1 protein-coding gene is annotated in these 351 nt (G+C 71.8%); it reads left to right on the top strand.

What is annotated here, in order from left to right:
- A partial coding sequence (locus DSY14_RS28360) for a LysR family transcriptional regulator substrate-binding protein (protein ID WP_211719633.1) occupies positions 1-351 on the top strand: 351 nt, incomplete at both ends.

Here is a 351-nt window from a genome sequence, read left to right as displayed (position 1 = left end):
GCTCCACGTCGAGGAGAGCGGTTCCCGCGACCTCATCCGCGACCTGGGCCGCGGTGAGCTGGACCTGGCGTTGATCATCCTGCCGCTGCACAGCAGCGACCCGGACTTCTCCACCACCCCGATCCTGCGGGAGAACCTGGTGGTGGCCAGCTCCGCGACGCGGCCCTCGCCCACGGGGCGGGCCTCGATCCGGATCACGGAGCTCCAGGATCGCGCCCTGGTGATGTTCCGCCGGGGTTACGACGTCCGTGAGGCGACTCTGCGCGCCTGTCGCGCCGCCGGCTTCGAACCGGAGCTGGCGGTGGAGGGCGGGGAGATGGACGCGGTGCTGCGCTTCGTGGAGGCGGGGCT

The organism is Nocardiopsis sp. MG754419 (genome assembly GCF_018207095.1).
In the GTDB taxonomy this organism is placed as follows: domain Bacteria; phylum Actinomycetota; class Actinomycetes; order Streptosporangiales; family Streptosporangiaceae; genus Nocardiopsis.
Note: the sequence above shows the minus strand (reverse complement) of the source record. Positions and strands in the feature narration are given on the sequence as shown.